Below are 510 nucleotides of genomic sequence, written 5' to 3'. Positions count from 1 at the left end.
GTCTCCCCCCGATGCCGACCCAATGACGATTCAAGCGGCAAAAGACGCCATGAAGATCACTTTCTTCCACTGGGGTATTCATGCTTGGGCAATTTATGCGGTTGTTGCATTGAGTTTGGCGTACTTTTCATATCGACATAAGCTTCCTCTACTGCCACGAAGTGCATTGTATCCGCTGATTGGTGACAAGATTTATGGTCCAATTGGTCATGCTGTAGATACTTTTGCGGTGCTAGGTACCATGTTCGGTGTGGCTACATCACTTGGTTTTGGTGTATTACAGTTAAACTCAGGCCTTAATTACTTACTCGATGTGCCGGTTAATAGCACTGTGCAAGTGGCTTTGATTATCGGTGTATGTCTGATTGCGACGGTTTCGGTGTTTTCAGGTTTAGACAAAGGCGTTAAACGTTTAAGTGAGCTCAACCTAGTGCTTGCGGTATTGTTACTCCTATGTGTATTACTATTTGGCTCTACAGTTGAGCTACTGCAAGCATTTGTACAAAACAC

General features: G+C 44.3%; 1 protein-coding gene. It reads left to right on the top strand.

Annotated features, from left to right (window positions below):
• Nucleotides 1-510, top strand: a 510-nt coding sequence (locus ACVBIL_RS20660) for a BCCT family transporter (protein ID WP_447168798.1), incomplete at both ends; no start/stop codon positions are given.

The organism is Shewanella sp. 125m-7 (genome assembly GCF_052977045.1).
The sequence above is the reverse complement of the archived record's forward strand: the minus strand, read 5'-3'. Positions and strand labels throughout refer to the sequence as shown.